At 44.4% G+C, this 25,076-nt stretch carries 22 protein-coding genes and 2 tRNA genes; 11 read left to right on the top strand and 13 right to left on the bottom strand.

The features are described from left to right. Nucleotides 1–137 precede the first annotated feature (137 nt). Nucleotides 138–653 carry a putative immunity protein gene (locus J7623_RS12085; protein WP_291920545.1) on the top strand — a complete coding sequence of 172 codons (516 nt, stop codon included), beginning with the start codon at nucleotides 138–140 and terminating at the stop codon, nucleotides 651–653. Between the two features lie 133 nt (nucleotides 654–786). On the opposite strand, the gene J7623_RS12080 is transcribed toward J7623_RS12085, so the two are convergent. Together J7623_RS12080 and J7623_RS12075 are read right to left on the bottom strand one after the other, a co-directional pair. Next, nucleotides 787–860, bottom strand: a tRNA-Pro gene (locus J7623_RS12080). A gap of 230 nt (nucleotides 861–1,090) precedes the next feature. Then, nucleotides 1,091–1,492 carry a hypothetical protein gene (locus tag J7623_RS12075; RefSeq protein WP_291920544.1) on the bottom strand — a complete coding sequence of 134 codons (402 nt, stop codon included), beginning with the start codon at nucleotides 1,490–1,492 and terminating at the stop codon, nucleotides 1,091–1,093. Between the two features lie 465 nt (nucleotides 1,493–1,957). On the opposite strand from J7623_RS12075, the gene chrA reads away from it, so the two are divergent. Beyond that, complete coding sequence (gene chrA / locus J7623_RS12070) at nucleotides 1,958–3,319, top strand: chromate efflux transporter (RefSeq protein WP_291920543.1); 1,362 nt, start codon at nucleotides 1,958–1,960, stop codon at nucleotides 3,317–3,319. A gap of 101 nt (nucleotides 3,320–3,420) precedes the next feature. On the opposite strand, the gene J7623_RS12065 is transcribed toward chrA, so the two are convergent. From J7623_RS12065 to dnaA, 5 genes are all read right to left on the bottom strand, one after another. After that, a complete protein-coding gene (locus J7623_RS12065; RefSeq protein WP_291920542.1) occupies nucleotides 3,421–3,852 on the bottom strand; it encodes an SRPBCC family protein in 432 nt (143 codons plus the stop codon). Between the two features lie 12 nt (nucleotides 3,853–3,864). Further along, a complete protein-coding gene (locus J7623_RS12060) occupies nucleotides 3,865–4,518 on the bottom strand; it encodes a hypothetical protein (RefSeq protein WP_291920541.1) in 654 nt (217 codons plus the stop codon). 35 nt (nucleotides 4,519–4,553) lie between these two features. Next, entirely contained in the window at nucleotides 4,554–5,321 is a 768-nt protein-coding gene (locus J7623_RS12055) for a helix-turn-helix domain-containing protein (RefSeq protein ID WP_291920540.1), read from the bottom strand. A 149-nt stretch (nucleotides 5,322–5,470) separates the two neighbouring features. Then, a tRNA-Ser gene (locus tag J7623_RS12050) sits at nucleotides 5,471–5,559 on the bottom strand. A 249-nt stretch (nucleotides 5,560–5,808) separates the two neighbouring features. Further along, complete coding sequence (gene dnaA / locus J7623_RS12045) at nucleotides 5,809–7,242, bottom strand: chromosomal replication initiator protein DnaA (RefSeq protein WP_079469646.1); 1,434 nt, start codon at nucleotides 7,240–7,242, stop codon at nucleotides 5,809–5,811. A 553-nt stretch (nucleotides 7,243–7,795) separates the two neighbouring features. Between dnaA and J7623_RS12040 the strand changes: the two genes are divergently transcribed. From J7623_RS12040 to J7623_RS12025, 4 genes are all read left to right on the top strand, one after another. Beyond that, entirely contained in the window at nucleotides 7,796–8,176 is a 381-nt protein-coding gene (locus tag J7623_RS12040; RefSeq protein ID WP_291920533.1) for a DUF3127 domain-containing protein, read from the top strand. Between the two features lie 159 nt (nucleotides 8,177–8,335). Continuing rightward, entirely contained in the window at nucleotides 8,336–9,895 is a 1,560-nt protein-coding gene (locus J7623_RS12035; protein WP_291920532.1) for an FAD-dependent protein, read from the top strand. Between the two features lie 55 nt (nucleotides 9,896–9,950). Then, nucleotides 9,951–10,895, top strand: a complete 945-nt coding sequence (locus J7623_RS12030) for an ATP-binding cassette domain-containing protein (RefSeq protein ID WP_291920530.1) — start codon at nucleotides 9,951–9,953, stop codon at nucleotides 10,893–10,895. Nucleotides 10,896–10,910: 15 nt separating this feature from the next. Next, nucleotides 10,911–12,224, top strand: coding sequence for an ABC transporter permease (locus tag J7623_RS12025; protein WP_291920528.1), 1,314 nt, complete (start codon nucleotides 10,911–10,913; stop codon nucleotides 12,222–12,224). Nucleotides 12,225–12,302: 78 nt separating this feature from the next. Here the strand turns inward: J7623_RS12025 and J7623_RS12020 are convergent, their stop codons facing one another. Next, nucleotides 12,303–13,247, bottom strand: coding sequence for a DUF561 domain-containing protein (locus J7623_RS12020; RefSeq protein WP_291920526.1), 945 nt, complete (start codon nucleotides 13,245–13,247; stop codon nucleotides 12,303–12,305). 135 nt (nucleotides 13,248–13,382) lie between these two features. Beyond that, nucleotides 13,383–14,375: a sugar phosphate nucleotidyltransferase gene (locus J7623_RS12015; protein WP_291920524.1), complete on the bottom strand. Its 993-nt coding sequence runs from the start codon at nucleotides 14,373–14,375 to the stop codon at nucleotides 13,383–13,385. Nucleotides 14,376–14,606: 231 nt separating this feature from the next. Here J7623_RS12015 and glyA point away from each other — a divergent pair, with 231 nt between their 5' ends. From glyA to J7623_RS11990, 5 genes are all read left to right on the top strand, one after another. After that, the gene (gene glyA, locus J7623_RS12010) at nucleotides 14,607–15,887 is read left to right on the top strand and encodes a serine hydroxymethyltransferase (RefSeq protein ID WP_291920522.1); all 1,281 of its coding nucleotides are present in this window, start codon (nucleotides 14,607–14,609) and stop codon (nucleotides 15,885–15,887) included. A 184-nt stretch (nucleotides 15,888–16,071) separates the two neighbouring features. Continuing rightward, the gene (locus J7623_RS12005) at nucleotides 16,072–16,905 is read left to right on the top strand and encodes an ABC transporter ATP-binding protein (protein ID WP_291920520.1); all 834 of its coding nucleotides are present in this window, start codon (nucleotides 16,072–16,074) and stop codon (nucleotides 16,903–16,905) included. A gap of 9 nt (nucleotides 16,906–16,914) precedes the next feature. Then, a complete protein-coding gene (locus tag J7623_RS12000; protein ID WP_291920519.1) occupies nucleotides 16,915–17,727 on the top strand; it encodes a hypothetical protein in 813 nt (270 codons plus the stop codon). A 12-nt stretch (nucleotides 17,728–17,739) separates the two neighbouring features. Continuing rightward, nucleotides 17,740–18,111, top strand: coding sequence for a GntR family transcriptional regulator (locus tag J7623_RS11995; RefSeq protein ID WP_291920517.1), 372 nt, complete (start codon nucleotides 17,740–17,742; stop codon nucleotides 18,109–18,111). A gap of 52 nt (nucleotides 18,112–18,163) precedes the next feature. Beyond that, complete coding sequence (locus J7623_RS11990; protein WP_291920515.1) at nucleotides 18,164–18,835, top strand: hypothetical protein; 672 nt, start codon at nucleotides 18,164–18,166, stop codon at nucleotides 18,833–18,835. Nucleotides 18,836–18,974: 139 nt separating this feature from the next. On the opposite strand, the gene J7623_RS11985 is transcribed toward J7623_RS11990, so the two are convergent. The 4 genes from J7623_RS11985 to secA form a co-directional block, all read right to left on the bottom strand. Then, a complete protein-coding gene (locus J7623_RS11985; protein WP_291920513.1) occupies nucleotides 18,975–20,150 on the bottom strand; it encodes a M20 family metallopeptidase in 1,176 nt (391 codons plus the stop codon). Further along, entirely contained in the window at nucleotides 20,134–20,574 is a 441-nt protein-coding gene (locus tag J7623_RS11980) for an SPOR domain-containing protein (RefSeq protein ID WP_291920511.1), read from the bottom strand. Before J7623_RS11980 ends, J7623_RS11985 begins: the two co-directional genes overlap by 17 nt. Before the next feature lie 31 nt (nucleotides 20,575–20,605). Further along, nucleotides 20,606–21,280, bottom strand: coding sequence for a deoxyribose-phosphate aldolase (gene deoC / locus J7623_RS11975; protein ID WP_291920509.1), 675 nt, complete (start codon nucleotides 21,278–21,280; stop codon nucleotides 20,606–20,608). 85 nt (nucleotides 21,281–21,365) lie between these two features. After that, nucleotides 21,366–24,686, bottom strand: a complete 3,321-nt coding sequence (gene secA, locus J7623_RS11970) for a preprotein translocase subunit SecA (protein WP_291920508.1) — start codon at nucleotides 24,684–24,686, stop codon at nucleotides 21,366–21,368. Nucleotides 24,687–25,076: the final 390 nt, after the last annotated feature.

Raw genomic sequence — 25,076 nt, 5'->3', positions numbered from 1 at the left:
GTATAACGAAAAAAGGGCGCCTCCGCTCTGAAGACACCCTGCTATAAATGAAATCTTTTGCACTAATTATTCTGTGCGCCTTAGATGGAAGAGGATGCAATTAGCTAAATTTGCTTTTCAATCACAATTGAAAAACGATGATCTTACCCAAAGATAGAGACCCAAGATTTATAACCATAAGACGAGGTGGCACTTTAACGGATTCAAATCATCATTTACTTGCCCTATGGGCGGCGGATTGCGCAGAGCACGTACTGCATTTTTTTGAAGCAGTGCAACCATCCGACCCTCGTCCACGTTTGGCAATCGAGCAGATTAGGGCATGGGTGCGTGGCGAAGTTAAAATGATGCAGTGCCGTGCGGCAGGTGGCCATGCCATGGCCGCTGCACGAGATATAAAAGGCGCAGCCAGAAATGCGGCTTATGCGGCAGGACAAGCGGCCGTGACAGCGCACGTAGCAGCCCATGAACTTGGAGCAGCCGCTTATGCAATTAAAGCAGTTAAGGAATCTGTTTCAGAAAAAGAGAAAGACGATCTGGGCAAAAAAGAATGTCAATGGCAGCGTAATCAACTACCGGATAATATTCGCGATCTTGTGCTGGATGATCAGAAACTTAGAAATCATCTCTGTTGGTTTGTGTTCAATTGCTGAGATTACCAATTTCTGGAGTGCCAGCAGCAACAGGACTACAATCTTCGACCTTATTGCCTATAGAGGTACACGATATTAGAGTGGCATAAAACAAAGAAGCCTACTCATCTCTGAGTAGGCTTCTTCCTTTAAGTCGGGGCGGCAGGATTCGAACCTGCGACCTCCTGCTCCCAAAGCAGGCGCGATACCGGGCTACGCTACGCCCCGAAATCCCTTCTTAAATCCACTTTTTCAGCTTTATCGGCAACCCTTGTGGTGTGCCTTGCTTCAATTGCGGAGTGCAAATGTAGGGAATTGTTTCACATAAAAACAAATTTTTTTTCATAAAAATGTAACAACACGCGAAAACAGGCCATGATAAGGAGTTTACAGCTATAATAAATACACAAAAAAGGGAGCAGTCCACTGCTCCCTCTCCAACTTCAGGGTGAATATCCTTATTCTGCGCTCTTTTTAGAATTGTTCTGTGCGTTCATCGCTTTCAACTGGGTCAGCTGATCCGGTGTAAGAATAGTCTGATACTGCTGCTTGCGGTAAGCGGAAATTTCCTTAGCACCAGGTCCTCCTTTCTGTCCGCTGGCTTTCAGGGCATCTTTACGTTTAATGCACTCTGTATTTACTGCTAACACTTTCTGGTACTGATCATCGGTGAGGTGAAGCTTTGTTTTGAGCTCATCTGTGTAAGCGATCGCGCGCTTTTCAGGAGCAGGCAATGCTTTGGGAGTAGCAGGAGCTTGCCTCGCAGCAGGCGCTTGTTGTGGAGTAGCAGTTTTTGCGGTTTGTGCGAAAGCCGGAGATACCGCCAGCATGATAGCAATTGCAGTAATTAACTTTTTCATGTGTGTTTAGTGTTTTGTAAGAAGGATTAACCAATTTTCCTGCCAGCGGCACATAATCACGGTTAAGAGCAGCTTAAAATGTCCTTAAAAGGTAGCAGACACACGTCCATCAACACTTTCAGAGCGATAACAAGATAGCTGATTCCTATTTAAATAAATATCCAGGGAAAAGTCTTCCACAAAATCCAAAATACAGCCCGTTTTTCCACCTAAAAACACCCTTACAACCCGACGATCAGGAAGGTCATTTTCCCTGGCTAAATCCGCCTTATTTAAACTTAAAAAAGGCATCAAAAACCTTGCATAGACAGCATTTTCAAACTATCTTTACACTATCAGCAACATTGGTATTCAGGCAACCGGTTGCTGCGTCTGAAGAAATATTCACCGGCTTTTATCGCCACACATTTTCCTCCCGCTTTGCATAGCTATGATGATTGATTATCCAGCATAATCAGTCCGGCAATGCTATGGCTGCAAAGCAACGGAGCAGACATTATATGGATTATGGAAGGAACTACCACTACACATCCGGACTTTAAAACAGCTTTAAAATTCTGGTTTAAATTAGGTTGGATCAGCTTCGGCGGCACAGCAGGACATATCGCCATTATGCACGACTACCTCGTAGACAAAAAACAATGGATCAGTAACACCAAATTTTTGCACGCCCTCAATCATTGCATGTTACTACCAGGACCGGAAGCGCAACAACTCGCCATCTATATCGGCTGGCTGTTACATGGAAAGCGGGGAGGACTCGCAGCAGGAATATTGTTTGTGCTGCCCTCCATGTTTATTCTGCTGGGACTGAGCATTACTTATGTACTGTTTGGCAATATCCCGTGGGTAACCGCACTGTTTGCGGGACTAAAGCCTGCCGTTATTGCGCTCATCATAGTAGCGATGTTTAAAATAGCAGGAAAAGCATTGCATAGCCCTTTGCATTATTTCCTGGCGGCTATCGCTTTCGTGTGCATCTTCTTCTTCAATATCTCCCTGCTCGCCATCATAGGAGGAGTGATTATATTCGCTACCTGCTGCCGGTTCCTCTGGCCACGGGTCTTACAATCTGCGCCCAAACAAGTGCATCCTGCTATCGCTGAAAGCAACTATGTATTGGACCAGAAAACAACACCCGAAAGCGGTACGTTCAATATAAAAACAATCCTGCGAATACTGGCCGCAGGTATCTTTCTCTGGCTATTTCCGCTCCTGTTATTTTATTTATTGCTACCTGATTTTACTTTCTGGAAACAGCTAAGTTTCTTTTTTACCCAAACGGCCTTTGTGACCGTTGGTGGCTCCTATACGGTACTACCTTATGTGGCACAGTTTACCGTGACCAAATTAAACTGGCTGAGCAAACTACAGATGATGGATGGATTTGCACTCGCAGAAACCACACCAGGCCCATTGATCATCGTATTGTCGTACGTAGGCTTTATGGCTGGATACAATCATTTCAACGGCTCTCTATGGATGGGTACCATTGGACTATTAGCTACTACCTGGTTTACCTTTCTGCCTTGCTTTGGACTGATTTTCATCGGCGCCCCGCTTATTGAAAAAACACATGGGAATGCCCTGGTTGAAAACACCCTCAGCTTTATTACGGCTGCTGTAGTAGGGGTTATCCTGCATCTTGCACTTTACCTTGGGAAAGATGTATTATTTCCACAGGGTATGCATATCCGCGAACTGGATTACATGGCATTGATATGGATTATTGTTTCATTGGTACTGATATTACGATGGCAAGTGAATATTTTATACCTGATTGTATTAAGCATGGTGTATGGATGGGTACATTACCTCTTGCTATAAAGATAGAAAGTAGTGGCATTGCAGGAGTTATAAAAGTAATGAAGAATAAAAAGGGATGGCTTACTCCATCCCTTTTTATTGCTGCAACACCATAAACATTCCTATCCCTTCTCAATAAGTCCTTTTAACACCTCCAGGTTCTTCCCAACGGCCCTTTTTACACTTCCTTTAAATAAAATCCCCAATAAGCTATCTCCTAATCGCCCATGCAATTCAAAGGCATTGATTACAATCGTTCCTTGTCGTGAAGGCTTAAAGGAATAACTGACTAAAAAAGGATATTCAGCTTCAATGCTTCTCAGTGTCAATAAGCTATTGACCTGGTAGGAACTGATGATAAAAGTATCCTCAAGGATGCGACCCAAAAATTTTCTTTGCTGCCTGTAAACAGTGCCGGCACCCACAAATTCAGTTGATATCATTTCGGTTTTTACCACCGCATAATTCCATACCGGAATATTTTTGATATCACTCACATAGCGAAAAACAATCTCCGGAGAACGTGCTATAAAAATTTCGTTAATGAACTTCATCGTGGTAGTCTTTTATTGATTCACAGGTATAGGTTGCGTACTTTTTACGTTGGCATAACGGTATACGAAATACCAGGTAACCAGTATCTGGAATAATATCACCGATGGTAACAGAAATGGATAATGCATGAAAGGAGTCAGCGAATCACCATGTGCCAACATGATCGGCAGATCAATTACGTTGAACACAATGATAACCCAGAGTAAAGCCTTGCTTCCTTTAAAATACCACCAGCAAAATATGCCGTAAGCAAATTCAATGATGAAATTCAATATCGGGTAGTCGATAATGCCAAATCCCAAAACCGGTGTAGCAGAGAAAGGCGACAACCGGATATCCTTTTCATGGAAGACCAGGTCAATGAGAACATGCGATACAACGCCGATAGCGAAAGCAACGGCGAGCTTTCTATTGTGATAGCCCCAGTTAATCACACAAAATGAAAGCACGGCTGCTAACACTCCTGAAAAAATGGAATGTGAATAAGGCAGGTAGTCGAGATGAACGTGGCCGCCGGAAATGGAAAAATGTTCCCATCCCAGGTAGTTGAAAAGCACCCATAATATTTCCACTAATTGCACGGAGACCAACAGCGGAAACAATGGCAGTTTGGATTCTTTCTTTCTCAACAACAAAGCAGTTGCGGCGTGGTTAATTGCGTACATAAAGTTTGGATTTACTTTATGCAAAGATCCCGCTGTTACTTTACATAGGCTTGAATGATTTGGCTATTCTTCAATAAGAAGGAAGGGGCCAACCCGAACATTCTTTTAAAGGTCCGGTTGAAATGCGGAGCATCGGAGAAACCTGCTTCGAGGGCTGCATCTGTGATATCCCTGGCGTTAATGATATACTGCACTGCGGTTAAAATCCTGACCCATAGGATATATTTCCGGATGGGAATACCTACCTGTGTTGTAAATAAATGGATAAGGCGACTGGGAGAGAGGTAGACGATAGCTGATAAATGGCTGATCTTTAATGGCACTTCTCCCGGCTGTTTAAGCACCTCCAGTACCCTGGTGATGCGATCATCCATTTCTTCATTTCCTTCTGTATGTGAAAGTTCCCGGAGGAATTGAAGCGTAATATTAAAAATACGGTCAACAGCAGTATGATCCGGTAATAGCGGTTTTATTTCTTCCAATAATACTTCCACCATTGCAACAGGTAATGCGGCTATTTTTTTGTCAGCCAGGCAAGCCTTTTTAAGTCCCCTGCCTATTTTACATTCCGGGTCAATATTGATCAGTAGAAAGGTATTGTTTTGTGTTCTGCATTCATGTGGTTCATCAGAGCCGATGATAACGGCCTTATGTTTCAGTATTGAACCCGGTGAGATGATCTCTATGGTATCCTCAAAGCTGATGGCTATCTGTAAGGCATGATGCTCGTGAACAACAGTGTCTATAGCGCGGCCTATATACATAAAGTACCCGGTGGAAAAAAATAACAGGGGCTGTTCCATGCTATGCAGGTGTATGTTTTAAAGGATACCCCAATAAAGTTACAGGAATCAGGCAGATCAAACAAACTGCTGTTGAAGATGGGCGCTCCGGAGGTATGGAATAAAAAATGCCCCCGCGTTAGCGAGGGCATTGATGCGTTTAATCTCTGCGGAGAGAGAGGGATTCGAACCCTCGATACAGTTTAACCCGTATGACGGTTTAGCAAACCGTTCCTTTCGGCCACTCAGGCATCTCTCCGTATTCCCCGTTAGGGGTTGCAAAAATAAACAAAGTTTTATATTCACCAAAAGATTTTCATTTTTTTATAAAAAAAGTTGAAAACCCGGTGCTGCCCCGGTATACGCTTGTTCATAGCAGCAGATGGAATTTATCACATCTTCTCATATTCAAAATGCTATTAATCTATTTTTTGGGAAGAAGTAAATAAAAAAAGCTCCACAATGATTGCAGAGCTTTTTTAAATAGGTTATCAGGGTTAGGCTGGTCTTACATCGCTGCCAGTTGTACTTTCTGTTGCAATTCAATCACGCTGTCACGGAAGTTATTATCAGTATCCATCAGGTCTTTCACAGTCTGACAACTATGAATCACCGTAGTATGATCACGACCACCAAAATGTTCACCAATAGTTTTGAGTGAATTTTTAGTAAATGATTTGGCGAGGTACATGGTAATTTGTCTGGCCTGCACGATTTCACGTTTACGTGTTTTCTGCAGCAACTTATCATATGGTACATCAAAATATTCACATACCATTTTCTGTATACTCTCGATGGTAATTTCTTTGGAAGATGTTTTCACAAAAGATTTCAATACACGCTTCGCCAGCTCCAGGTCTATTTCTTTGCGGTTCAGTGACGACTGTGCCAGCAATGAAATCAATGCGCCTTCCAGTTCACGTACATTTGTTTGAATATTGTAGGCTACATACTTCACTACTTCTTTAGGCATTTCCAGTCCATCATTCCGCATTTTCATTTCGAGGATTTCCATCCTGGTTTCAAAATCCGGAATCTGAATGTCTGCGCTAAGCCCCCAACGGAAGCGGCTCAGCAACCTTTCCTGTACACCATCCAGATCTTTAGGCGCCTTATCAGACGTTAAGATCAGCTGTTTACCAGACTGGTGTAAATGGTTGAAGATAGCAAAGAAAGCATCCTGCGTTTTCTCTGCACGTGCAAAAAATTGAATATCATCTACAATCAACACATCTATCAATTGATAGAAGTGAATAAAATCATTGATGATATTATTCTTTGAGTGATCTATAAACTGGTTAATGAATTTCTCTGCACTTACATATAACACCGCTTTATTCGGATGTATACGTTTTACATCATTGCCCACAGCTTGCGCCAGATGGGTTTTTCCCAATCCTACGCCTCCATATATTACCAGTGGATTAAAAGACGTACCACCTGGCTTTTCAGCCACGGTTTTCCCTGCGCGTCTTGCTACCCGATTACTGTCACCTTCTACATACGCATCAAAGGTGTAATTTGGATTGAGCTGCGAGTCAATCTGTACTCTTTTAATACCCGGAATAACAAAGGGGTTCTTAACCGGGTTGTGAATCGTTAAAGGAAAATCTACTTCATTGTCTTTCTGAGGTTTTGTAAACTGCGTGGGCATGTTTACTGTTCTGGGATGCTGATGTGGTGTACCGTTCTCGACTACAATGCGATACTCCAACCTGGCTTCTTTACCTAATTCTCTTTTAATAGTTTTTCCTAGCAATCCCACATAATGCTCCTCAAGGTATTCATAAAAGAATTGGCTGGGGACCTGGATGGTTAAAACATTGTTTTCAAGTTTAATGGGTTTAATAGGTTCAAACCATGTCTTAAACGGCTGCCATTCTACTATATCCCTAATTATATTAAGACACTTTTCCCAAACTTGTTCGCAAGTTTTATTCATTGAGATAAAAAAAATTAGATTGTTTCTTAATTAAGGATGCTTAGTTCTCGAATTCGAAATTCCCCAACGCAGGATGTTGAAAAATTTTCAGACAGGACGACGAATATCTGTAGAAAATGTTGAAAAAAAAAATTTATCTACCCTTGTTTATATTCTCCTGATTACAGAGTACCCAAACTCCTCATTCCAATACTGCCGTGGCTTTACAGCCCAGACGTGACACGGTTTTCAATACTATGAACCCCATTGATTAACAGCACACTTATCTTCTTCATTCTCCTTTTTATCATAAATATGGATATATAATTGATAAAATAATATTGTATCCCTTCTTCCGAAAAAAATCGTTCACTGGTAAAGCGTGAGATATTCACACTTTTTCCGGAGAGGGTGCAAAACTATGTTAGTATCTCCATTAAAAAAAATGAATTCAGCAATAGTTATTATGAAACAATTTTTTTATATCCGCGCGCACCGGATTAATAAAAAATATTTGCCCGCACTAAGTCGAATACCTTATCTTTGACCCTTCTGAATTTAAAATAATTTTTCTATGAGTTTTGAAATTACCGGAAAGCTGATTGTGAAGTACAACACGGTACAACGTAGCGAAACTTTTAAAACAAGAGAGTTCGTTATAGAGAAGTCCGATGACATCAATGGCCGTGTTATCAATAACTACATTAAGTTTCAGTCGGTGCAAGACCGCACTGGTATTGTTGACCGGTTCAATGAAGGTGAAAACGTTAAAGTTTATTTCAATATTAAAGGCACCAGATGGGAAAAAGATGGTAAAGTAAATTACATCACCAACCTGGACGCATGGCGTATGGAATCTGTAATGGCAGCACCCGCTCCAGGCGCAGACCCAATGCCTAACTACAACGCACCACAAATGCCTGCTGGCGACGGTGGAGACGATTTACCGTTCTAGTAAGCTGAAGGCATAAAGCTAAAAGCACAAAGCTATTGAAGCGAATGACTGTTGCGAAAATATTACGCTACGGGCATTCGCTTCAATAGCTTTGTGCTTTCAGCTTTATGCTTTTTCCTATCTTTGCTCCAGTTTTAGGATAACCACCTAACCGTTAGCATGATACAACAACTATCTCTTAAATTACTGCCGGCTGATGCCGCCTCTCATACACATATCATACAGCACGCCGCTGCTGCACTGAGTGTAAAGCCCACTGATATTACCGGATTCAATCTGCTGAAACGCTCTATAGACGCGCGCTCCAGGCAAGTATTCTTTGTACTCACCATACAGGTATTTGTAAAAGAACCTTTCATCGAACGCCAACATACCCATCCGGTATATCCTACGCTCCCGGCCAATGCCCCCAGGGTATTGATCGCAGGCGCAGGCCCCGCAGGACTCTTTGCCGCACTACGGCTCATAGAAGCAGGACTGAAGCCTATCATTATTGAACGAGGCAAAGATGTACGCGCCAGACGCAGAGATCTCGCCGCTCTCAATAAAACCGGTATCGTAAATCCCGACTCCAACTACTGCTTCGGCGAAGGTGGCGCCGGTACTTACTCCGATGGGAAATTATATACCCGCTCCAACAAGCGTGGCGATATTAACCGCATACTCAACATTTTTGTTCACTTCGGCGCAGAAGAAAAAATCATGATTGATGCGCACCCACATATTGGTACCAACAAACTCCCGCATATCATCACCGCTATGCGCGAGCAAATTATCAACAGTGGCGGAGAAGTACACTTTGAACAAAAAGTATCGGCCATACAAATAAAAGACGGTGCCGTTACCGGCGTACAAACCGCCTCCGGACAACACTTCGAAGGCAGGCAACTCATCCTCGCTACCGGCCACTCTGCCCGCGATATTTTTATCATGCTCCACCAACAGGGCATCTTGCTGGAAGCCAAACCCTTTGCGCTTGGCGTACGGGTAGAACATCCACAGGAGCTGATCGACAGTGCACAGTACCACTGCAGCACACGCGGCGAATTCCTTCCTCCCGCCAGCTATAGCCTGGTAGAACAGGTAGATGGCCGTGGTGTATTCTCTTTCTGTATGTGCCCAGGTGGCATTATTGCCCCCGCCGCTACAGATCCCGGCGAACTGGTGGTAAACGGCTGGTCGCCTTCCAAACGCAACAACCCATTCGCCAACTCCGGCATGGTGGTTACCGTTGATAAATCCGATTTTGCACCCTTCGCTAAACACGGGCCACTGGCTGCCATGTATTTCCAGCAGGCAGTAGAAAAACAGGCTTATATCGCCGGTGGTGGCAACTTCGTAGCCCCCGCACAAAGAATGACCGACTTCGTCAACAAAAAAATATCCGCTTCTTTGCCCGACTGCTCCTATGTTCCAGGCCTCCAAAGCGCCGATCTGCGCAATGTATTACCCAAAGTAGTACACCAACGCCTCGCAGGCGCCTTCAAAGCATTTGGCCGCAAAATGAAAGGATACTATACGGAAAATGCCGTACTGGTAGCCACCGAGTCACGCACCTCTTCCCCTGTACGCATCCCCCGCGATAATGATACACTGGAACACCCACAGGTAGCCGGCCTGTATCCCTGCGCAGAAGGCGCCGGTTATGCCGGTGGCATTGTTTCCGCTGCCATGGATGGAGAACGCGTAGCTGCCATGATTGCAGATAAACTGCGATAAGCAGCAGGTAAACGTTGATGATTATTTATTGCAGATTAATCATTAATTTTTCACCATGAACTTACTCGAAGTCAAACACCTGAAAAAACATTATCAAACCCATAAAGCGGTAGATGATGTGAGCTTTGATATTCAACAGGGCAGCATCTTCGGACTACTGGGACCTAACGGCGCCGGTAAAACCACGCTGCTACGCATGATTACCGGCATCTTCTATCCCGATGAAGGAGAAATACTTTTCCATGGTAAAAAGTTTAACCCCGAAAACGATGTACAGTACATCGGCTACATGCCCGAAGAAAGAGGCCTTTACAAAAAGATGATGGTAGGAGAACAAACTCTCTACCTCGCTCAGTTAAAGGGCCTTTCCAAAAAAGAGGCGACACAAAAAATCAAATACTGGTTCGATAAGTTTGATATCAACTCCTGGTACCATAAAAAAGTAGATGAACTCAGTAAAGGCATGCAGCAAAAAGTACAGTTCATTTCCACCATCCTGCATGAACCTAAACTGCTGATACTCGATGAACCCTTTTCCGGCCTGGATCCTATTAATTCCAACCTGATCAAACAGGAAATCTTTCAACTCAGCAAACAAGGTACTACCATCATCTTTTCTACCCACCGTATGGAACAGGTTGAAGAGATCTGCGATCATATTATGCTGATCAACAAAGGACATAAAATATTGGATGGCGGCGTACAACAAATACAACAGGACTTCAAACAAGGTCTCTTCAAAATAGGCCTGGGTACGATGCCTAACCCGGCACAAATGGCCACCTGGCACTTCAACATTGTGGAAACACATGACAAAGCGTTTACGGTAAAAATGAATGAAGACAGTACCACTAACGATATCCTGCTACATTTCATCCGCCAGGATATCCCCGTAACTTATTTCGAAGAAATTCTGCCCTCCATTAACGAGGTATTTATCACCCAGGTACAGCAAACTGAAACGGCCAACGCCCGCCTGGCGGCTATGCCACTCACCTGATTACGCTACTTACTTATGGAAAAAATCTGGCTCATTATAAAGCGGGAATTTACCACCCGCGTTCGTAAAAAATCTTTCCTCGTTACCACGCTGCTGGTGCCGATTGCCTTTGCGGCCATGATCATTGTGCCTATACTGCTGGCTACTTCGTCATCAGAACACAAGCGCATAGCAGTAGTAGACAACAGTGGCTTATTTGATAACAAATTCCCCGATTCCAAAGGCACCTATTTCAAATACCTGCATGACCAGAACATTGATAGTCTCAAACAACACTATGCGGATCAGGGCTATGAAGGCCTGCTCTACATTCCACAGTTTGATATCAGTCGCCCTTCCGGATTCGAATTCTATAGCAGCGGCCAGGCCAGCATTACGATAGAAAGCAGTATCAATAAAGATATCAACGATATCATTGAAAAGAAGCGGCTGGAAATGCAGGGAATTGACCAGTCCAAAATGGAAGGTATCCGCTCTAACGTGGAAGTAACCTTCAAAAATGGACGCGATGAAAAGAAAGGCAGCTCCTGGGTGGCCTATGGAGTTGGCTATGCCAGCGGCTTTATCATCTACATTGTGCTGCTGTTGTTTGGTACCTCTGTGATGCGTGGAGTGATGGAAGAAAAAGTAAGTCGTATTGCGGAAGTGATGATATCCAGTGTAAAACCTTTTCAGCTGATGATGGGCAAAATCATTGGCATTGCAGCGGTTGGACTGCTGCAGTTTTGCATCTGGGGCATCCTCATCACGGCTATCTATTCTTTGATACCGTTGTTCTTTTCTCCGGAAAGCATGCAGGCCGCCGCACAGGGTGGTGGCGCAATGGCGCAGGCCAGTCATGCTGATCAGGTAGAAATGATTCATAAAATGCGTGAACTGGTAGGCAGTATTCCCTGGGGCCTGATTATCCCTTGCTTCGTCCTGTATTTCCTGGGGGGCTACCTGTTCTACTCTTCGCTGTATGCGGCTATTGGCAGTCTGGCCAATGAAGATGCCAGCGATATCCAGCAATTAACAATTCCGGTTACAGTACCTATTATCATTGGTATAATGATCATGATGAAAGCAGTACAGGATCCGGGCAGTCCACTGGCGGTATGGGGAAGTATTATTCCTTTCACCTCACCTATGGTGATGATGGCCCGCCTGCCATATGGTGTTCCCGGCACGGTGCCTTACTGGCAACTGGTGCTGTCCTTATTATGCCTCATAGGAGGCTTTATTGGTACTACCTGGGTAGCCGGCAGAATATATCGCACCGGTATCCTGATGTATGGCAAAAAAATTACGTTGAAAGAAGCCATGAAGTGGGTAGTGAGAAAGCCGTGATAGCTTCTAGCTTTTAGCTTTTAGCAAAATGCAGCGAATATATACGGGAATATAGCCTATTATCTTCGCTGCATTTGGCTAAATGCTGGCAGCTAAACGCTGTATCGTTTCCCTGAATTCGTTCCAGATTTCTTCCACTACCATTGCAGCCGGTTTTATTTCATGTATCAGTGCACTCACCTGGCCTATTTCCAGTTCTCCTTCTTCAAGATTACCTTCAAACATACCGGCTTTGGCGCGTGCGCGTCCCAGCAGGGTTTTCAGGGCTTCGGCATCGGCGCCGCTATCTTCAGCGGCCTTGATGGCCTGGTAGAAATTATTTTTAATTAAACGCACGGGGGTCAGCTTCTTTAAACTGAGCATGGTATCTCCTTCTTTTGCGTTGATCACCGCTTGTTTAAAATTTATATGGGAAGATGCTTCAGGGGTGGCTACAAAACGGCTGCCTATCTGTACACCGGAAGCTCCCAGCGCAAAGGCCGCTGCCATGGCTTTTCCGGTGGCAATACCACCCGCGGCTATTACCGGGATTTTCACCTGTTCGCATACGGATGGGATCAGTACCATGGTAGTTGTTTCTTCGCGACCATTATGACCACCTGCTTCGAAACCTTCAGCTACTACAGCGTCTACACCGGCAGCCTCACTTTTCAGGGCAAAAGCGGCGCTGGATACCACATGTACTACCTTTACGCCAGCAGCTTTCAGCACCGGCGTCCACGTTTTGGGATTGCCGGCAGAAGTGAACACCACTTGTACCCCTTCTTCCAAAATAATATTTATCAACTGGTCTATATCAGGATACAGCAAAGGCACATTCACACCAAAAGGCTTGCTGGTAGCTTTTTTACATTGCTGTAGATGCTCCCGCAATACATCCGGATACATGCTTCCGGCGCCGATCAGTCCAAGGCCCCCGGCATTACTAACAGCACTGGCTAAACGCCAGCCACTGGCCCAGATCATGCCCGCCTGAACAAGAGGGTACTGAATATTGAATAAGGAAGAGATATTGTTGTGCATAAGGCAAATATATTTTAAAAGCATAAAGCTGAAAGCAAAAAGCTATTGAAGCGGAGATAGAAGCGACCAATAATTTCATTATCCGCTCTTATCTCCGCTTCAATAGCTTTTTGCTTTCTGCTTTCCGCTTTATGCTCAACCAAGATCTATCTCGGTATTATCACCAATATTCAGGCTTTGGCTCAATCCCCGGATATTGGCATCGCTACCAATCAGGGAAGATTTCAGTACTACTTCATACAGGTTACTAAAGGACCCAATGATGGAATCCTTCACGATAGAGTAGTTGATCACGGTGTTATCGCCAATGGCCACATTAGGACCTATAATAGCATTTTTGATATTACAGCCTTCCCCTATACTCACCGGGGGAATAATGATCGTATTTTCGTAAGGTAATACCGGATTATTAGCCAGCTTATACTTCTTCAGCAGAATGGCGTTGGTTTCCAGGAGGGTATCTTTCCGGCCACAGTCGAACCAGTTGGATACTTTAAAGGAATTAAACTGTACGCCATGCTCAATCATGCATTCCAGGGCATCTGTGAGCTGGAACTCATCATGTGATTTGATCTTATTATCGATATTGCTTTGGAGGCAGTCGTACAGTTGTGTGGTTTCTTTGATTTTGTAAAGTCCTACCAGTGCAAGGTTCGACTTAGGAATCTGTGGTTTTTCCACCACGCGGGTAATTTTGCCATGTTCATCCAGTTCTGCCACACCGAAGTTTCGTGGGTCATCTACCTTCTTGAGCCCCAGCATAGAATAAGGAGACGCTATTATTTCCTTGAAATCACATTCACAAATGGTATCGCCTAATACAATGAGTATTTCGTCGTTGCCTACTATATCGCGGGTAAGTGATAATGCGTGTCCGGTGCCTTCACGGCTGTTTTGTTGTACAAAGTGACAGGTCAGTTGTGGGTATTTCTTCTCCACGTAGTGCTGGATCTTTTCGCCCAGGTAACCTACCACAAATACAAACTCGGTGATACCTGCATCCCTCAGCTGATCAATAATGATACTGAGAATGGTTCTGCCGGCTAAAGGTATTAATGCTTTAGGCTGTGTATATGTATGTGGACGAAGCTTGGTGCCTGCCCCTGCCACGGGTATAATTGCCTTCATTATTCGTTGTAGTTAGGATGTTACTATTGCACTCGAATGTGCGAAAATACTATATTTAGCAGAAAGCAGAAAGGATAAAGCAAAAAGCTCCCGTAGCGGATGATACGGGCGATTTAAATGCTTAAAAATCCGCTGCTATCTTCGCTTCGGGAGCTTTTTGCTTTCTGCTTTCTGCTTTCCGCTTGCTATTGATCTGCCTTTCATTTAATTTTGCCAAAAAATTTGGGCAACATGCAAAGAGACCAGCAAATATTTGATTTAATTGGCCAGGAATTGGAGCGTCAGCGCCATGGCATTGAATTAATCGCATCTGAGAACTTTACCAGCTACCAGGTAATGCAGGCAATGGGGCAGGTGATGACAAATAAATATGCCGAGGGCTATCCTGGCAAAAGATATTATGCAGGTTGTGAAATTGTAGACCAAAGCGAGCAACTGGCAATAGACAGAGCTAAACAAATATTTGGCGCTGCTTATGTAAACGTACAACCTCACTCCGGTGCACAAGCCAATGCCGCAGTAATGCTGGCCATCCTCCAACCGGGCGATAAAATCCTTGGACTGGATCTGAGCATGGGCGGTCACTTAACCCATGGTTCTGCAGTAAACTACTCCGGAAAGCTCTACCAACCTCATTTCTACGGTGTTAACAAAGAAACCGGCCTGGTAGAATATGATAAAATGGAAGAAATTGCACAACGCGAAAAACCAAAATTGATCGTGTGTGGTGCATCTGCTTACAGCCGCGACTGGGATTACAAACGTATCCGCGAAATTGCTGACTCAGTAGGCGCCTTTGTAATGGCTGATATCGCGCACCCTGCAGGTTTGATCGCCAAAGGTTTGCTCAACTCTCCATTTGCACATTGCCATTTCGTTACTACTACTACTCACAAAACATTGCGTGGACCTCGCGGTGGTATGATCATGATGGGTGCCGATTTCGAAAATCCATTTGGTCTGAAAACACCAAAAGGCGAAACCCGCATGATGAGCTCCCTCATTGATACCGCTGTATTCCCAGGTATCCAGGGTGGCCCGCTCGAACATATCATTGCCGCTAAAGCAGTGTCTTTCTTCGAAATATTATCAGACGACTATACCGTTTACGCCAACCAGATCCTGAAAAATGCACAGGCAATGGCGAAAAGCCTGGTAGGTAAAGGCTACGAAATCATTTCAGGTGGTACCGATAACCACCTGATGCTGATTGACCTCCGCAACAAAAATATCTCCGGTAAAAAAGCAGAACAAACACTCGTTAAGGCGGATATCACTGTTAACAAAAACATGGTGCCATTCGACGATAAATCTGCCTTCATTACTTCCGGTATCCGTGTTGGTGTACCTGCTATCACTACCCGTGGTCTGAAAGAAGGTCATATGGGCCAGATCGTTGACTGGATCGATCAACTGCTGATGGACGCTGATAACGAAGCACTCATCACCAGCATCAGAGGTGAAGTAAATACCTTCATGAAACAATTTACCCTGTATCCTGAACTGGGATAAAGCGGAAAACATAAACTCTACAATAAAAAGCCATTGTCGCGTACATCACTCGCGGCAATGGCTTTTGCTTCTGCTTTACGCTTTTGGCTACCTAATCTTATCTCTCAAAAAAAATTCTTTGAAATATTAAAATCTCCTTTATCTTTACAGTGTACTAGTTAAGTAGTACACTAAATCACACGATATGATTAACATCCAATCCCTGTCATTCAGCTATCGGAAAAACAAACCACTGTTTGAGAACCTGCAACTAACCCTGGAGGCAGGCCACATCTATGGTTTACTCGGAAAAAACGGAGCAGGTAAATCTACGCTGCTCAAACAAATAGCCGGCCTGCTATTTCCTGATGGCGGCACCTGCGAGGTAATGGGCTATACCTCCGCCAAAAGACAACCGGCCTTTCTCCGTGAATTGTTCCTCGTACCGGAAGAATTTTACCTGCCTAAAGTGAGCGTGAAAAAGTATGTGAACCTCTACGCACCGTTTTATCCCAACTTCGACGAGGCCGCCTTTTCACGCTACCTGAAAGAGTTTGAAATTCCCCGCGAACAACAGCTAACGGAGATGTCGTACGGGCAAAAGAAAAAAGTACTGATCAGTTTTGCACTGGCCACCAACACCAAAGTACTGATCATGGACGAACCCACCAATGGGCTCGACATCCCCTCCAAAAGCCAGTTCCGTAAGGTAATTGCAGCAGCTGTGACAGAAGATAAATGCATTGTCATCTCTACCCACCAGGTACGCGACCTCGACAACCTCATAGATAGTATTGTGATCATAGATGGTCATAAAATTATTTTCCGGGAAGATGTACAAACGGTAACGGATAAACTGAGCTTCAAAACCGTGAGCCGGATGGAAGAAACGGCCGGGGTATTGTTTGCCGACAGTAATCTCCGCGGCCATACCATTATCACTAAAAACACCGGCAATGAACAAAGTAAAATAGATATGGAACTCTTGTTCAATGCGGTATTGACTAATCAGCAACCTATCCAGGAAATATTCAACTAATTATATCCCATGCAAGCAAATAACGTTTTCAACCTACGACGCATGCAGCTTTACCTGCAGAAGCACTTAGCAGATCAACTCCGGTTTTACCTGATGGGAACATTGGCCATACTTGGGTTAGCGGCTGCATTTGGTACACTAATGCCCCTGATGCATACCGAGATCCATCAAACAAGTAATATTGTTCCGCTTTACTATATAGGCCTGTTTGCCGGCGGCCTGCTGTTTACCAGCAGATCTTTTAATGAACTGGCTCATAAAGAAAAAGGAATAGACTTTCTCCTGCTCCCTGCGTCACAATTCGAAAAATTCCTTACCACATTTCTTATCAGCACTGTTGGCTTCTTCGTGTTTTATCATATAAGTTGCTACCTGGCTCTTAATATATTTGAAAAGGTGCAAGTATCTTTGATAGGCCGTCATATACAAAGAGATTATCAATTCCTGAGCGCACCGGACGAAAAAGTGTATTTCTACCACGTGTACTTTATACTGCAATCCATCTTCCTCTTTGGCGCTACCTGTTTTCATAAATATAGTTTCATCAAAACGTTGCTCAGCACACTCCTCTTCCTGCTTGGACTATATGTGATTAACTGTTTGATCATTACTGTTCTCTTTGGCCTGCAAACAGAGTTCTGGAAAAGATCTGTACCATTTTTCATGGTAGCTAAACTGGATGGAGGTCCCATCAGCTGGCATACTACTGTATATGTCATCCCGCGCTGGTTGTCAGATACATACTTGTTTATTGTCCGGTTTATCATAGCACCCGTATTTTGGACATTGGCCTATTTCAGGTTGAAAGACCAGGAAATATAAAATTTTTGTGAGATGGAATTCAAAGAAACACAAGCCATATACGTACAAATCGCGGACTACGTCTGCGAACAGGTACTCCTGCATAAGTGGCAACCGGATGAGCGTATCCCTTCTGTAAGAGAACTGGCGGTATCACTGGAAGTAAATCCCAATACCGTGATGCGTACTTTCGAACTGCTGCAGCAACAGGAAATCATTTATAATAAAAGAGGCATCGGTTACTTCATCAGCCCGGATGCGGTAAAAAAAATCAGGCAGGTTAAAAAAGACGCGTTCATCAGCAATGAACTACCCAGCTTCTTCCGTGGCCTTTACCTGCTGGACCTTAGCCTCGATGAACTGAAACCTCACTACGAGAAATTCAAAAAATCTAATTTCAACTGATATGAAAACGAGTAAGAAATTATTGATCGGTTTTACTGGTATACTCGTGCTTATGATGCTATTTTCAGCCATCACATTGAGGGTGAATTATAGTAAAGGTGTTACCAACCAGGAACAATACAACAAGCATCAGGATGATAAACCCGATCCTAATTATAAAAAAGAAACACTGCAACCATTTCAGACAGTGGTATTTATAAACGGTCAAGCGGATTTAGCTACTGTAAAAACACAAGACTACGGTAACGGCAACACGGAAACACGAAGCATTAATAACGTCAACATTCAACACGGTGACGCATATACGCTGGAGCATCACACCCGTGTAACTACGCGGCAATCAGGCGACACCTTGTTTATTAACCTGAATGAACCAGGAGACATTACCCTTACCTGTCCGTCATTAAGTGCTATTCAGAACAACTACTGCAATGTATCTATATCTGATTTCAAACTACCGCGACTGCAGATTATCGCCGGACCTAAAGCAGGCGTTAATCTCTACAATAGTCAGATAACAACGCTGATTTATACCGGCGAGCTTGAAAATGATTTCTCCCTGAACAGTGGCATTACACTGGACAGCTTAAAAATAACTATGGGGAAAACAGGAGCGCTCCGGATGGAAGATATCACCTACAAAGTGGCTGATATCAAAGTAGATAGCTTAAGGGAACTTGCGGTATATGGCAAAGCTATCAACAACATTAAACAAATACATTAACAAGCGCGACACATGCTCTAAGCAATAATTTCTATCGATATAGTAAAAGGCTTATTTTCTAATCTGCCTTAATTCTTCAAAAAGATACGATACATAAAAAAGCTCCGATTTTCATCGGAGCTTTTTTATAAATACTATTTTAGAACTGCGTTGCCAGGTAAGCCATGGCACCCATTCCTACTTCTATCGCCTGTTCGTCAATATCAAAAGTAGGAGTATGTACACCGGAAGTAATTCCCCTGGCTACATTACCAGTACCCAATCTGAAAAAGCAGGCAGGTATTACCTGTGAATAAAAAGCAAAGTCTTCCGCCCCCATTCTTATCTCTGTATCTCCCACATGTTCCGCATCCAGGTATTCTGTAGCGAAATGGCGCGCCTTGCGGGTCACTTCTTCATTGTTATACAGGGTAGGATACCCCACCAGGATTTCAATGTCTATTTCAGCGCCCATCGCTTCTGCAATACCAATAGCCTGTTTGCGGATCAGCTCATGTGCTTTAAAGCGCCAGGTTTCATCCATTGCCCGGAAAGTACCCATCAGCTTTACTTCGCTCGGAATAACATTGGTAGTAAATCCGCCGTTGAAAGCGCAGATAGATAATACAGAAGGTGAGAAAGGATTATTGTTACGGGAAATAATTTGCTGTAAACTTACTACCAGCTGGGAAGCCACCAGGATAGTATCTACCGTAAGATGTGGCTGCGCCGCATGGCCGCCTTTACCTTTGATGGTGATATAAATTTCGTCTGCACTGGCCATGTATTTGCCTTCCCGGAAACCCAGCTTACCTGCTTCCAGCGTAGGATGCACGTGCATACCCAGGATAGCGTTTGGTCGCGGACTTTCGAGGGCGCCTTCTTCAATCATAATACTGGCGCCACCGGGATGTTTTTCTTCTCCCGGCTGAAACAATACTTTGATAGTTCCTTCAAACTGATCTTTCAGTTCATTTAAAATTTTGGTAGCGCCCAATACACAGGATGTATGTACATCATGGCCACAGGCGTGCATTACGCCGGGGTTAGTGGATTTATAAGTTACTTCATTGGCTTCTGTAATCGGCAGTGCATCGATATCCGCGCGGAGCGCAATTACTTTGGAAGTGGGGTTCTTTCCTTCAATCAGGGCAATAATACCGGTACCGGCAATACCTGCCTGAAAAGGAACACCATAGGCAGTAAGCTGCTGCTGTATATAAGCAGCTGTTTCAAATTCCTGGAAGGATAGCTCCGGATGTGCATGCAAATGCCGTCTGATGGCGGTAAATTCCGGTGCATATGCCTTCGCCAGCTCTTTAATTCGATTCTTCATTCGATAATTCTTTATCCAGTGGCACGTTGATAATGGCAGGTACTACAAATACACCGCCTGAAAACAGGTCAGATAATTTGTCCCGTAATTCAGCTGCTTCTTCACGGGTTTTAAAATCGCCTACGCGCACTTTAAAATAGGGGGCCTGGTAATCGAGATAGGTGCGATAGTCGCCATAAAGCTGCATTACTTTTGCTTTGGCTTCATTGGCATCACCGCGTTTGTTGGTGGAAATCACCTGTACCCGGAAACCGGACTGGTTGCGGATGGCCAGCGTGTTAATGTAGATCTGTTTTTTAATCAGCACATCCACACGACTATCTTTCACCACCCTTACACTTCCGTTGGTTGCTGTGGTATTGTCTTGCGCCATGGCCCAACTACTTCCCAACAGACAGCAAACCAGGATGAATAACTTTTGCATGAATACTGTATAATTAACTATGAATAATTATTTATTGCGCCGATGCATCTTTACTTTCTTTCACAATGTTCACACTGGCACTGGCTCCTATTCTGGTTGCTCCGGCAGCTATCAGCTCCTGGGCGAATACAAAGGTACGAATACCACCCGAAGCTTTTATTTGTATGTTAGCCGGTAAATTAGCACGCATCAGTCTTACTGCTTCTACAGTGGCTCCTCTTTCTGCATAGCCGGTAGAGGTTTTCATAAAATCAACCCCATATTTGGCATATAGCTGGCAGCATTTCACGATCTCTTCTTCCAATAATATGCCACTTTCAATTATGATCTTGATCACTTTTTTCTTCTCCCGGATGATATACATGATATTGGCGATCTCCTTTTCCAGGTATTCCCAGTCGTTGTTTTTAATAGCTGAGATGTTGATCACAAGGTCCAGTTCGTCCGCCCCGTCTACAATAGCCAGTACGGTTTCTGCTACTTTTGCTTCAATAGCGGAATAACCAAAGGGGAATCCTATTACGGTGGCTACTTTAGTATTGGTAGCGCCCAGGAATTGTTTGGCCAGTTTCACGTACAGCGGAGGTACGCAGGCCGCGGCAAAATCGTATTCCACGCATTCCATGCACAATTTCTTTACATCTTCCAGCGTAGTGGTAGGTTTTAATACAGTATGGTCTATATAGCGGTTAATCTCCATCATCATTCATTTATGGATTACAGGGCGAAATTAATGCAAAACGGATTACGTTGCCGTAATCCGTTCTGATATCATTTACCGGTAAAGCTACTTACGCATTCTTACCGTGGCATTGTTTGTATTTCTTTCCGCTACCGCAAGGGCAAAGGTCATTGCGACCAATCTGTGGTCCCTGATGACGAATGGGCTCAGATTTCACTTCTTCCGGCTGAAAATCCGGGGCACCAGCCTGATGACCGTTATGATCTACCAGGTCTTCATGAGAGGCACGCATGCGGCTCATATCGGTTCTTTCTTCTACTGCTTCCCTGATTTCAGGCGCTGTTTCCTCTGCCTGGTTATTTACAGGGATACCGCATTTAGACAGGAAGGAAACGATATCGCGGCTGGTTTCACCATCCATTTCTCTGAACAGGTTGAATGCTTCGAATTTATAGATCAGCAATGGATCTTTTTGTTCGTACACGGCGCTTTGCACAGATTGTTTCAGGTCGTCCATAGCACGCAGGTGCTCTTTCCAGGACTCATCGATCAACGCCAGGGTGATACTGCGTTCCAGGGCGTTCATGGTTTCCATGCCTTTGGTTTCTACTACTTTCTGCAGGTTCGCCATTACGTTGATACCTTTCTTACCATCTGTGAATGGAATAGAGATATTTTCGATGTGTTGACCTTGTTCTTCATAGATCCGCTCAATTACCGGCAGCGTGTTGCTGATCAGTTCATTGACTTTGCGGGTATAGTTACCTTTTCCTTCGTGATATAATTTAGAAGCCAGTGTGTTGGCATCGGTTTTACTCAGCTCTTCCCGGGTGATAGCAGTATCAATAGAGAAGTTCATGATAGCATCCATTTTGAAGGCTTCATAGTCGCCACTTGCCTTGTGGGTATTTACCATGTTTTCTGCAACGTCGTAGAAGGCGTTGTCGATATCGATGGCCAGACGTTCGCCAAACAATGCGTGGTTACGTTTTGCGTAGATCACGGTACGTTGCTTGTTCATTACGTCATCATACTCCAGCAAACGCTTACGGATACCGAAGTTATTTTCTTCCACTTTCTTCTGCGCTCTTTCAATGGAGCGGGTGATCATGCTGTGCTGGATCACTTCTCCTTCTTTATAACCCATACGGTCCATGAGGCCTGCAATACGTTCTGAACCGAACATACGCATCAGGTCATCTTCCAGGGAAACGAAGAACTGGGAAGTTCCCGGATCTCCCTGACGACCGGCACGACCACGTAACTGTCTGTCTACACGGCGGCTTTCATGTCTTTCTGTACCAATGATCGCCAAACCACCCGCTTCTTTAACGCCAGGTCCGAGTTTGATATCCGTACCACGACCGGCCATGTTGGTGGCGATGGTCACGGCGCCGGGCAAACCAGCTTCTGCTACGATCTGCGCTTCACGGGCATGTTGTTTCGCGTTCAATACATTGTGAGGCACTTTATCGAAGGTCAGCATCTTACTCAGCAATTCTGATACTTCCACGGAGGTAGTACCTACCAGTACCGGGCGTCCTTTTGCCTGTAATTGTTTTATTTCTTCGATAACGGCTTTATACTTATCCCTTTTGGTTTTATATACCAGGTCTTCCGCATCAACACGGGAGATAGGGAGGTTAGTAGGAATAGTTACCACATCCAGTTTGTAGATTTCCCAGAACTCGCCGGCTTCTGTAGAAGCGGTACCGGTCATACCGGCCAGCTTGTGATACATACGGAAGAAGTTCTGCAGGGTAATGGTAGCAAAGGTTTGGGTGGCAGCTTCCACTTTCACATTTTCCTTGGCTTCAATGGCCTGGTGTAAACCGTCGGAGTAGCGGCGTCCATCGAGGATACGACCGGTTTGCTCATCTACGATTTTCACTTTACCATCCATTACTACGTATTCTACGTCTTTATCAAATAAAGTGTAGGCTTTTAATAATTGCTGAACGGAGTGGATACGATCTGATTTAGCGGCAAAGTCCTGCAGTAATACATCTTTCTGCTGCAGTTTCTCTTCCGGCGACACTGACAGTTTTTCAATTTCTGCCAATTCAGAACCAACGTCTGGCAGAATAAAGAAGTTAGCATCTTCTCCGCCTTGTGTAATCAGGTGAATACCTTTATCGGTGAGGTCTACGCTGTTTTGTTTTTCTTCGATCACAAAGAACAGGCCTTCATCTACTTTTGGCATTTCACGTTGCTGATCTGCCAGGTAGTAGTTTTCTGCTTTCTGTAAGATAACACGGTTACCGGCTTCACTGAGGAATTTGATCAGCGCGCTGCTCTTAGGTAAACCTCTCCAGGCGCGCATCAGGGCCAGACCACCGGTTTTCGGATCGTCTTTACCTTCCGCGATCAGCTTTTTAGCTTCCTGCAGGTATTGGTTCACCGATTTCTTCTGCATTTCCACCAGGTATTCGATACGTGGCTTCAGTGCGTGGAATTCCTGTTCTTCTCCGCGGGGGATAGGACCAGAGATAATCAATGGTGTACGGGCATCATCTACCAATACGCTATCCACCTCATCCACCATGGCGTAGTGATGTTTACGCTGCACCATTTCATCGGGATTGTGTACCATGTTATCACGGAGGTAGTCAAAGCCGAATTCATTGTTGGTACCGTAGGTAATATCCGCCAGGTACGCGTTGCGGCGATCAGCCGTATTAGGCTGATGTTTATCGATACAGTCTACTGTAATACCGAGGAATTCGAAGAGAGGGCCGTTCCACTCAGAGTCACGACGAGCCAGGTAATCGTTCACGGTAACGATGTGAACACCTTGTCCGGCTAATGCGTTGAGGTAAGCGGGCAGGGTAGATACCAGGGTTTTACCTTCACCTGTGGCCATTTCAGCAATTTTACCCTGGTGCAATACGGTACCACCAATCAGCTGTACATCATAGTGAACCATGTTCCAGGTAACGCGGCTGCCGGCAGCATTCCAGCTGTTTTGCCAGATAGCTTTGTCGCCCTGGATGCTTACGTAGTCTCCTTTCAGGGCCAGTTGGCGATCGAGGTCGGTAGCGGTTACGGTGAGGGTGGTATTGTTGGTGAACCGGCGGGCGGTTTCTTTTACAACGGCAAAAGCCGCAGGCAACAACTCTTTCAGTACTACTTCCAGTTGCTTGTCGCGGTCTTTTTTCAGTGTATCTATTTCCTGGTAAATGGCATCTTTTTCGGTTACGTCTTCCGCTTCATCTGCAGCAGCCTTCTTATCCGCTATTTCTTTATCAATATTGGCGAGATGTTCGGCGATGCGGGCGCGGAATTCCTGCGTTTTATGGCGCAGCTCATCTATTGACAGGGATTGTAGCTTTTCGTACTCCTCATTAATCTGCTGCACCACTGGAGTGATGGATTTGATATCCCTTTCCGATTTATTCCCTCCAAATAGCTTTGATAAAAAACCTAACATGTTAAATGTTTAATTACGAATTACGATTTCTATTTATTGTAACCTAACCCCATCCAGGCTGAGTATATTATCAGTTGATATTTCCTGCTTTCCCGGCCTGTGGCACTTAGGCTGTGGGCTTAGTCAGTGGATAGATGGCACCCTGATTACTCAAATACTGTGCTTGTAAAGGAAAACTGTCAAGGTGTCAGGTTTGCAGCTTTCCGGGCAAGGCCTGTAAAAGTAGGAATAAATTCGGTGATTTGGGAGAGATTTTACAGGGATTTCGCAATTTATCTACATCAATTAACATATCCTTTATACTAGCTATAAAAGCTGGCAGGGTAGCGAGTTCGAAGAGAAAAAAAAGAACACCGGACCTGCATTTTCTTTGTACCATAAACACCTGCT

This window comes from Chitinophaga sp., from assembly GCF_017745275.1.
Taxonomy (GTDB): domain Bacteria; phylum Bacteroidota; class Bacteroidia; order Chitinophagales; family Chitinophagaceae; genus Chitinophaga.
The sequence above is the reverse complement of the archived record's forward strand: the minus strand, read 5'-3'. Positions and strand labels throughout refer to the sequence as shown.

What these genes read in the sequence shown, in the direction of transcription:
- J7623_RS12085 (WP_291920545.1), top strand. Translation starts at nt 138, where the DNA reads ATGATCTTACCCAAAGATAGAGACCCAAGATTTATAACCATAAGACGA.
- J7623_RS12075 (WP_291920544.1), bottom strand. Translation starts at nt 1,492, where the DNA reads ATGAAAAAGTTAATTACTGCAATTGCTATCATGCTGGCGGTATCTCCG.
- chrA (WP_291920543.1), top strand. Translation starts at nt 1,958, where the DNA reads ATGCTATGGCTGCAAAGCAACGGAGCAGACATTATATGGATTATGGAA.
- J7623_RS12065 (WP_291920542.1), bottom strand. Translation starts at nt 3,852, where the DNA reads ATGAAGTTCATTAACGAAATTTTTATAGCACGTTCTCCGGAGATTGTT.
- J7623_RS12060 (WP_291920541.1), bottom strand. Translation starts at nt 4,518, where the DNA reads ATGTACGCAATTAACCACGCCGCAACTGCTTTGTTGTTGAGAAAGAAA.
- J7623_RS12055 (WP_291920540.1), bottom strand. Translation starts at nt 5,321, where the DNA reads ATGGAACAGCCCCTGTTATTTTTTTCCACCGGGTACTTTATGTATATA.
- dnaA (WP_079469646.1), bottom strand. Translation starts at nt 7,242, where the DNA reads ATGAATAAAACTTGCGAACAAGTTTGGGAAAAGTGTCTTAATATAATT.
- J7623_RS12040 (WP_291920533.1), top strand. Translation starts at nt 7,796, where the DNA reads ATGAGTTTTGAAATTACCGGAAAGCTGATTGTGAAGTACAACACGGTA.
- J7623_RS12035 (WP_291920532.1), top strand. Translation starts at nt 8,336, where the DNA reads ATGATACAACAACTATCTCTTAAATTACTGCCGGCTGATGCCGCCTCT.
- J7623_RS12030 (WP_291920530.1), top strand. Translation starts at nt 9,951, where the DNA reads ATGAACTTACTCGAAGTCAAACACCTGAAAAAACATTATCAAACCCAT.
- J7623_RS12025 (WP_291920528.1), top strand. Translation starts at nt 10,911, where the DNA reads ATGGAAAAAATCTGGCTCATTATAAAGCGGGAATTTACCACCCGCGTT.
- J7623_RS12020 (WP_291920526.1), bottom strand. Translation starts at nt 13,247, where the DNA reads ATGCACAACAATATCTCTTCCTTATTCAATATTCAGTACCCTCTTGTT.
- J7623_RS12015 (WP_291920524.1), bottom strand. Translation starts at nt 14,375, where the DNA reads ATGAAGGCAATTATACCCGTGGCAGGGGCAGGCACCAAGCTTCGTCCA.
- glyA (WP_291920522.1), top strand. Translation starts at nt 14,607, where the DNA reads ATGCAAAGAGACCAGCAAATATTTGATTTAATTGGCCAGGAATTGGAG.
- J7623_RS12005 (WP_291920520.1), top strand. Translation starts at nt 16,072, where the DNA reads ATGATTAACATCCAATCCCTGTCATTCAGCTATCGGAAAAACAAACCA.
- J7623_RS12000 (WP_291920519.1), top strand. Translation starts at nt 16,915, where the DNA reads ATGCAAGCAAATAACGTTTTCAACCTACGACGCATGCAGCTTTACCTG.
- J7623_RS11995 (WP_291920517.1), top strand. Translation starts at nt 17,740, where the DNA reads ATGGAATTCAAAGAAACACAAGCCATATACGTACAAATCGCGGACTAC.
- J7623_RS11990 (WP_291920515.1), top strand. Translation starts at nt 18,164, where the DNA reads ATGATGCTATTTTCAGCCATCACATTGAGGGTGAATTATAGTAAAGGT.
- J7623_RS11985 (WP_291920513.1), bottom strand. Translation starts at nt 20,150, where the DNA reads ATGAAGAATCGAATTAAAGAGCTGGCGAAGGCATATGCACCGGAATTT.
- J7623_RS11980 (WP_291920511.1), bottom strand. Translation starts at nt 20,574, where the DNA reads ATGCAAAAGTTATTCATCCTGGTTTGCTGTCTGTTGGGAAGTAGTTGG.
- deoC (WP_291920509.1), bottom strand. Translation starts at nt 21,280, where the DNA reads ATGATGATGGAGATTAACCGCTATATAGACCATACTGTATTAAAACCT.
- secA (WP_291920508.1), bottom strand. Translation starts at nt 24,686, where the DNA reads ATGTTAGGTTTTTTATCAAAGCTATTTGGAGGGAATAAATCGGAAAGG.